4 protein-coding genes are annotated in these 8,826 nt (G+C 45.5%); 2 read left to right on the top strand and 2 right to left on the bottom strand.

Translation table 11 applies throughout. The features are described 5' to 3' along the window. Positions 1-15: 15 nt before the first annotated feature. A complete protein-coding gene (locus ACP2WE_RS21395; protein ID WP_425217561.1) occupies positions 16-3,678 on the bottom strand; it encodes a two-partner secretion domain-containing protein in 3,663 nt (1,220 codons plus the stop codon). A 532-nt stretch (positions 3,679-4,210) separates the two neighbouring features. Between ACP2WE_RS21395 and ACP2WE_RS21400 the strand changes: the two genes are divergently transcribed. Further along, positions 4,211-5,959: a ShlB/FhaC/HecB family hemolysin secretion/activation protein gene (locus ACP2WE_RS21400; RefSeq protein ID WP_442778037.1), complete on the top strand. Its 1,749-nt coding sequence runs from the start codon at positions 4,211-4,213 to the stop codon at positions 5,957-5,959. An 18-nt stretch (positions 5,960-5,977) separates the two neighbouring features. Next, entirely contained in the window at positions 5,978-8,257 is a 2,280-nt protein-coding gene (locus tag ACP2WE_RS21405; RefSeq protein WP_425217563.1) for a CHASE2 domain-containing protein, read from the top strand. Between the two features lie 171 nt (positions 8,258-8,428). Here the strand turns inward: ACP2WE_RS21405 and ACP2WE_RS21410 are convergent, their stop codons facing one another. Beyond that, entirely contained in the window at positions 8,429-8,746 is a 318-nt protein-coding gene (locus ACP2WE_RS21410; RefSeq protein ID WP_425217564.1) for a hypothetical protein, read from the bottom strand. Positions 8,747-8,826: the final 80 nt, after the last annotated feature.

The following is an 8,826-nucleotide window of genomic DNA, read 5'->3' on the forward strand; positions in this document are numbered from 1 at the left end:
GTTTTTGTTTATTATTTATTGTTGCGGACAGGAAAGTTGAGGAATAGCGGGGCTGAGTGGATTAGAAGCTGCCACCAATCGAAGGATGCCTTGACTGTCTCGCACGAGTGTATTCGCTTCAACGATGTGTTTGGGAACTCCTTGTGTTACTTCCTGCTTTTGCTCTGTTGCTGAGATGGAGTTTGTGCTACTGGGTACGAGGTCGGCTAGTTCTACTAAGGGTCGTATGCTAGAAAGCTCGTCGGTGGGACTCTTGGGTAAACCACCTCGACCTGAAACAGTAAAGCGATTGTCGCGATTGGCTAACTTGCCACCAATGGCACAGCTTTGACTGACTTGTTTGGAGGGGTCGGTAAGGTTAACGGGGAGGCTGGTCAGTCCGCGACTGGGGTCGAGTCCGGGAGTGGTGATAAGCACGTTACCCTGCAAGCCAAATTGCGAACTGGCAGTGATGTCGCTGAAACTAGTCAAGAGAGGGCGAAACTCCAGTCCGTAAATGCCGTTGGTGGAGATATTGACGTTACCGCCATTCCCTTTAAATGCGTTAGCAAAGATGTCACTATTTTCACCTTTGACGCCGATGATGAAGCCTGCATTGATGTTGATGTTGCCGCCGTTGCCTCCTGCGAGGGCTGTGCCTGCGGTGGTGCTGATCTGGCTGCCAAAACGTAAGAGTAAGTAAGCAGGGATATTGAGGGTAATATTGCCGCCATTGGTACTGGCGGTCTCGGCGGTAATGAACGAACCGTTGCTAAGGATGAGGCGATCGGCAAAGATGAAAATGTTGCCACCGATGCCAGAACCGAGACTGCTAACGGAGATTTTCGCGCCATTTTGCAGGGTTACAAGCTGCGGATCGACAAAGATATCACCGCCATTGCCTGTTGAATTAAGAGTTGTATCTGCAAATAAGCCCGTACCTGCACCAGAAAAGAGGATGGAATTTCCTGCTCTAACATCGATATTGCCTGCTTTCCCACTGCTAATGGTTTGTGCAAGAATTTTACTATTATCTTTGAACGTGATAGCTTGACCTGCTGTAACTGTGACATTTCCAGCATTACCTATGCTGTTGGTGCTGCTCAGGATTTGAGTGTTGTTTTGAAAGGTAATCGTGCTGGGACTAGTGATGGAAATATTTCCAGCAGGATCGCTGCCTTGGGTGACGTTGTTGATGATGCTATTGTCAAAGGTGAGGCTACCTAACCCTACGATCGCTACATTCCCCGATTGTCCACTTGTACCAAAAACAATGTTTATTGGACCGAAGGGACTCGTAATACTAATATTTTTACTTGCGATAATATGAAGATTGGTAATAGCTAGATCGCCTGTACCATTGATTTTTACTTCGCCTGACTGTCCGAAAGTGGATGCGGTATAGATAGTCAGATTGCTGATTTGGTTTTTCGCTTCAAGCATAATCTTACCGCTTGTACCACTTCCCACTAAACCATTCTGTGATGCGGCAATAGAAGATAACGAGCTAGCAAGAGAAGCAGTGATGCTGCCATTTGGGGCAGAGATGAAAATCGCCCCCGCATTCCCCGAATTGGATGAGTTCGAGTACAAAGACGAGATCAATTGGGAATTGTTTAGCGAAATATTACCAGAGCCAGAAGAGACGGAAATTACTCCCCCATTCCCCGAATTGTCGAAGTATGAATACAAGAACGAGGACGAGTCTAGGAAACCTTTGTCAAGAGAAATATTGCCAGAGTTAGAGGAGATGAAAATTGCTCCCCCATTCCCCGAATTACCAAAGGATGATTCCGAATTGGAGGATGAGGTTAATTGGGAACTGTTCAGCGAAATATTACCAGAATTGGAGGAAATGGAAATCGCCCCCCCATTCTTTGAGTTGCCAACACTTGATAAGGAAAGCGAGGTCAGGATAGAATCATTCAGCGAAATATTACCAGAATTGGAGGAAATGGAAATCGCCCCCCCATTCTTTGAGTTGCCGTCGAAGGAGCGCGAGTACGATGTCAAGTTGGAATTATTTTTCAGCGAAATGTTGCCAGAGTTAGAGGCAAAGGAAATTGCTCCCCCATCCCCAGAATCCCCAGAGTCCGACCACGAGTATGAAAACCAGTACGAGAAATTATCTAGCGGGATATTACCAGAGCCAGTGTAGATAGAAATTGCCCCTCCATTTCCAGAATTGCCAATGGGCGATCGCGAGTACGATTCAACCGCTGCATAGTTGAGAATAATATTACCAGAGGTGGAGGTTAGTGAAATGTTCCCTCCATTTCCAGCATCTCCGATCGTTGAATAGGAGAAAGAACCCAGAGCCACACTAATTGTAGTTAAAGGATCGAGGAATCCATCTGTGTTGGTAATATCACTTTGCGCTGTCAGCTCAATCGATCCCCCATTACCATCTGTGGTGCTGGAGGCATCAATGCTGTGAAAAGTAATACCTCCTTGGTCTGCTGTCAGTCTTACAATGCCTCCTAACGTATTGGGTTGTACGCGCACAGCTCCCGCCAGAGTGATGCCAACTGGAATATTGGCACTATTGGTAAATGCTAGTGGATTATTCTGATTGGTAGCGCCATAAACCAACGTGTTTTGTCCAGAACGAATTACCAATCCCGGTTGGGTGCTTAATACTGTATCGTTTCCCACAAAGGAAGAAACCATATCTGGTGTGCTGATGGTCACTGTCCCCTGAATCTGCACATTTCCCTTGGACTCTATCAACAAGGACGAGCCAGTATAGCTTGAAGCAATATCCACATTGCCTGAGCTGCTGATAATTGGGTCATACAGACTGATAAAATTGGCTAGCTTTCCCGACAGACTGCGAATTTTAAACTCGCCGACACTGGAAAAATGGGCATCCGCTGAAATCACTCCATCACTTGCTAAGGTCAAATTCCCTCCACTCACAAAGGGAATCCACTGGGGATGATTTAGTGCGAGAATATCAATCCCTTGACTGCCCTGAATCAACATATCTCTACTGGAAGTGGCAACAAACGGATTTGCAACCGTATCGCGAATCTTGACCGCATCTTGCGCTTGCAGTGTCAAATCCCTACCTGCTACCAAAGTTCCTTGTAAGTCCAGTTTGTCAGCATTCAGAACTAAATCTAGCCCTGTTGAGAGATTTCCCCGACTTGTAATTGTTGCCCCCGGTTGACTCTGTCCGTACTGCAACCCTGGTGTAATACTCATCGTTAATAACGGTGGTGCTTGTGGATTTTTAGCACTAAACTCGCTACCATCAGGAAACTTGAAACTACTGCCCGTACTGCCCGTAAACGACCCACCGATCTCTAACTTCGCATTTTGACCAAACGTAATCCCATTCGGGTTGAGCAGATATAAATTCGCATTGCCATTCGCCCTGATCGTCCCATCAATATCCGAGGCAGAGCTACCCGTCACCCGCGTCAAAATATTCTGAACCTGTGGCGCATTGTTAAAATAAGCCGTGTTATTTATCGGAACTGAGAAATCTTGAAAGCTGTGATAAAGATTTACTCCCCTCGCCGTGCCACCATTAATCGTATGCAACTGCCCTGTCGTTGTCACCGTCGAGTTGACAGGCAGCGTCGCATCGGGAACGATCTGAGCCATCGCAGAAAATGTAGTCATGAAATAGGTCAAGAAAAAAGCACTCGTCAGGTATATAGAACGATGAGCGAGTCGATGGGTGAGTTCCATTATTTTCTTATTCCTATTTCAATTAAATTTATGACTAAATTCACAAAAGATGCGCATTTGCATTTAGCCCAAATCGAGGTATTGCAAATACCAAGATGGTTTAGTGGAAAGATCTAGCAAAATTCTTATCCCCTAGCATCCCATTTTTGCGGGACATTAAGAGATTTTGCGCCCCAAAACTGGTGGGGGAAGGCATTTCTAAAAATAGTAATAGCTGAAATTTTATAGAATCATCTCACATATTCGTAAGATTCATCTCTATACTTTCTGAATATTTACATACAATCTCATCAAGTCCTGACAATTATTTAAGCTTGAGATCGAGGTAACAACTCACCAAAAATCGGGAATATTGCTCGTAATTTCGATTGGACTCCAAAATTAAGCCAAATGTTATAGGTAACTTCCGCTTAATACAGTTCAATAACGATGGTTGTTCGCAGGAAATGATTCTAAGATATTTTGCAAAAGTTCTCAGTCTTCATAAAATAAACGCTTAGCGCAAAGGCTTGTAGGTGTTGGGAGTAAAAAAATCGTGAATAAATTATATAAGAGTTTTTCGGTATCCTTGAAAGGACTGAAAACAGGTTTTGCCGCGATCGCGATCGCAGCAAGTTCCTATACTCTACCTATCACCGCTCAAACCATCATTCCGCCAAATCGTCCAGTTCCTCCCGACCTCAACCCCAAACCCACGCCAAAACCAACGACTGAGCCTTCCAAACTTCCACCTCCCGATCGCTTACTTGCACCAACCGCACCGCAAACTCCTACAATCCCCAGCGATCGCACCTCCGAAGCCCTCATTGTCAAAAAATTTGAAGTGATTGGCAGCACCGTTTTTAGCGATGCCGAACTCGCTGAAATTACCGCACCCTATACCAATCGTTCTATCTCAATTGCCGAACTCTTTCAACTGCGAACCAAAATCACCGACCTTTATTTAGAACGTGGATACATCACATCTGGAGCATACATACCCGAGCAGGACTTGCAAACTGGAACCGTCAAGATTCAGATTATTGAAGGGACGCTAGAAGACATTAAAGTCACAGGATTAGCCAGACTAAATCCTGGATATATTCAATCTCGCATTGCGATCGCCACGGGGAAACCACTCAACCGCACCCGTCTGTTAGAAGCCCTACAACTGCTGCAAATCAATCCCTTGATTGAAAGCATCTCCGCCAATTTGTCTCCTAGTTTGCAACCAGGATCGAATATCTTAGCAGTACAAGTCTCTGAGGCAAAAACCTTTAGCCTGCCAATCACCCTCGACAACAGCCGCACCCCAAGTGTCGGAACCGATCGTCGCCAAATTCAACTGAACGAAGCCAACTTAACTGGACTCGGCGATCGCTTTAGCCTCACCTACAGCAATACCAATGGCAGCAATGCTTTAGATGCCAGTTACACAATTCCTTTTAACCCCTACAACGGTACAATTAGCTTCAGTTTTGGAACTTCTTCTAGCAATGTGATCGAAGCTCCCTTTAATATTCTCGATATTCGCTCCAGTTCGCGTAACTACGAAATATCGATCCGCCAGCCATTGTTTCAAAGCACCTCTCAAGACTTTGCGATCGGGTTAACCACCAGTCATCGCCAAAGCGAAGCTTCTCTACTAGGAGGGGAAATCCCCTTTCCTTCTCTTGGTTCTGATGATAATGGCAGAACAAATCTCACAGCCCTGCGCTTCTTTCAAGAGTACGTGCAACGCAGTAGCGAAGAGGTGTTTGCCGCACGTTCTCAACTCAGTGTGGGTATTGATGCTTTTAGTGCGACAATCAATTCGGCTTCTCCAGATGGTCGCTTTTTAGCTTGGCGCGGACAAGCCCAGTACGTACGACTGTTAGCTCCTGAAACCCTTCTGTTCCTCCGTGCCGATCTGCAACTTGCCGATCGCCCCCTGTTGTCACAGGAACAGATTAGTTTTGGCGGACAGGACACCTTGCGAGGTTTTCGACAAGATGCCGTGCTTACTGATAACGGTTTGCTACTATCGGCTGAAGTACGAATCCCCGTCCTGCGTATTCCAGAAATTAGCGGACTTTTACAGATTGCCCCATTTTTTGATTTTGGCAAAGCTTGGAACCATAGTCTTAGACCCGATCCCGATCCCAGTACCTTGGCATCAGTGGGAATGGGTTTGCGCTTTCAAATAGGCGATCGCCTCACCGCTCGTTTAGATCTAGGCATCCCTCTGAGCCTAATAACGGGCGAGAAACGAACTTGGCAAGAGAATGGGTTTTACTTTTCTCTAGTTGCCAATCCGTTCTAAAAGCGTTAAAACTTTAATATGTGGGTAAACATAAAAAAGCGACTTTGGAAATGGCGTGGTGTTTTCGCGATCGTCCCCGCTACAACGGCTATTTTTCTGGGGCTACGCTTTGCAGGACTGTTACAGCCCTTAGAATTAGCCGCCTATGACTTGTTCTTTCAATTACAACCGTCAGAATCAGCAGACGATCGCATCACGATCGTCGCGATCGACGAGACTGACATTCTGAAATACAGTTCGCCTATTTCAGATGCCACCTTAGCCCAGCTGATAAATTTAATCAAGCAACAGCAACCCAAAGCGATTGGTCTAGATCTGTACCGCGATATACCCATAGAACCCGGACATCCAGATCTAGTTGCCGTATTTGAATCCACGCCAAATCTGATCGGCATTCGCAAGGTGGTTGGCAATCGAGACGGTATTGGCGTCGCTCCTTCCCCCATTCTCAAAAAGCGCAATCAAGTAGCAGCAAACGATTTACTGCCCGATGGCGATGGTAAGATTCGTCGCGTCCTTTTGTCAGTAAAAGATAAGCAGGGTAAAACAATTCCAAGTTTTAGCGCAGCCTTAGCATTGCAATATCTGAAAACAGAAAATATCAGACTAGAGGTGCTAGATGCTAAAACCCAGAAATATAAATTAGGAAAAGCCATATTTCTTCCCTTTGAATCAAATGATGGTGGTTACGTTCGAGCCGAACTAGGGGGCTATCAAATCCTATCGAACTTTCGCAATTTTCAGAATGACTTTCGCACCGTTTCACTGACTGACGTTCTAGAGGGTCGAACGTCTCAAGACATCTTTCGCGATCGTATTGTTTTGATTGGTATTACCGCAGAAAGCAGCAGCGATTATTTTGTGACTCCATATAACAATGCCATCTTTGGACATTCGTTTACGACAACAAATGGTGTAATCATTCACGCCAATATCGCCAGCCAATTAATCGGCAATGCCATGGGTGAGCGACCGCTCCTCCGCGTTTGGACAAAATCCCTAGAGTCCCTGTGGATTTCAATCTGGGCTCTTATTGGCGGACTCTTGTGCTGGACGAGACGTTATGTGGGAACGCAGAATCAATTAAAGCAGACTTTAAGTGTATCTTGGACGGTACTGGCGATCTTTGTGTTAGGCGGATGTCTAACGGTTGGCAGTTATATCGCATTTTTACAGGGATGGTGGCTTCCTGTCGTACCTTCTTTATTAGCGCTATTTGGCTCGGCGATCGCGGTTACGGGCTATACAGCACAGAGCGCAAATGGTATGCGGCAGATCTTCGGGCGCTATCTTACTGACGAAGTGGTTGCCAACCTCTTAGAAACTCCCGAAGGTCTAAATTTGGGCGGCGAAAAGCGAAAAGTGACCCTGCTGTTTTCTGATTTGAGAGGCTTCTCGGCACTGTTCGAGCGTGTTACACCAGAACAGGGCGTTGAAGCGATCTCACTTTATCTGGATGTCATGACCTCGGTCGTGGCTAAGTATAAAGGCACAATCAATGATTTTGTTGGTGATGGCATCATGGTGATGTTTGGTGCGCCCATTCAACGAGAAGATGATACGCAACGAGCCGTTGCTTGTGCGATCGCGATGCAACTTGCTATGACCGAGGTGAATGAAGCATTGGATCGAATGCAACTCCCTGCATTGCAAATGGGGATTGGTCTACATACGGGGGAGGTATTAGCAGGCAATATTGGATCGCACCGACGGGCTAAATATACGGTTATGGGTAGCCCTGTAAACCTGGCGTCAAGAATTGAATCCTATACCGTGGGTGGGCAAGTGCTAGTTTCAGAAGCTGTTCTCGATGAAGTCAAATCAATCGTTCGCATCGACGCACAAATGCGCGTGAAGCCAAAAGGATTTAACGAAGCGATAGTGATGTTTGATATCGGCGGAATCAATGAACTCGCTCTGCCCGAAGATAAGGAAACCTTGATAAAACTGGCGAACCCCATTGCTATAGAATGGAACCTGCTTGAGGGTAAGCAGGTTTCAGACAAGAGATTTGTCGGTAGCTTGATCGAACTTTCGGCAAATAATGCAAAAATACGAACCGATCGCATCTTAGAACCCCTCACCAATTTGCAAATTGCCTTGCTCAATTCCGAGGCAGAAACAAGAATGGAGGATGTCTATGCTAAGGTCGTAGAAGTTAATTCTGAAGATTTGTCTTACTGTTGGATTCGCTTTACTGCTGTCCCCCCAGATGTAGCAGAGTGGCTTTACAACCTGCGTCAAACTGCGGCAAGCCTTCCTATTACTTTGGAAGAAACAGTTTCAAAACAAATCTAAGAACTTATCGATTTCTAGGTTTTATCGAGTTGAAGATGAGAGCGAAGTTGCCAGCAAAGATTCTACAAGTGAGTAGGGGCAATTCATGAATTGCCCCTACGATTCTAGGCAGAAGAAAGAATCTCTTATATATCATTTAGGATCGCTTTATTCCTTCGATGCGATCGCTTCTCACTCAAAGAGTTCCATCAAACCTACCGTACCCACAAAAAAAGTATAAATTGCATATTGCAAAGGTCTTTTTTGTTTTGAAGTTGCCCAAAAAGCAGCGATTAGAGCTTCAAGCCCATGAGCTGCGATCGCAAATCTTCCGATCCAAAACATCGGAATCAAAAAACTTGGTAGCTCGCGATGAGCAAAACTCGTGTAAATATTCCACAGTTCTAGCCCAATCGCACCTGAGATTAACAGGATAGATGTCTTTTTGATGAGGTTCGTAAGTTGGGACGGGAGCATCTCAATTAGGTAATAAGTAGAAATACTTAGCAAAGCAGAGTGGGATAATCGATCAAAGTTAAGCCCTATAAAACAATGAGTCCAGAAGACAAAGAAAGACTAGAAGCCTGTAC

It is taken from the genome of Tumidithrix helvetica PCC 7403, assembly GCF_965232925.1.
GTDB lineage: Bacteria > Cyanobacteriota > Cyanobacteriia > Pseudanabaenales > Pseudanabaenaceae > Tumidithrix > Tumidithrix helvetica.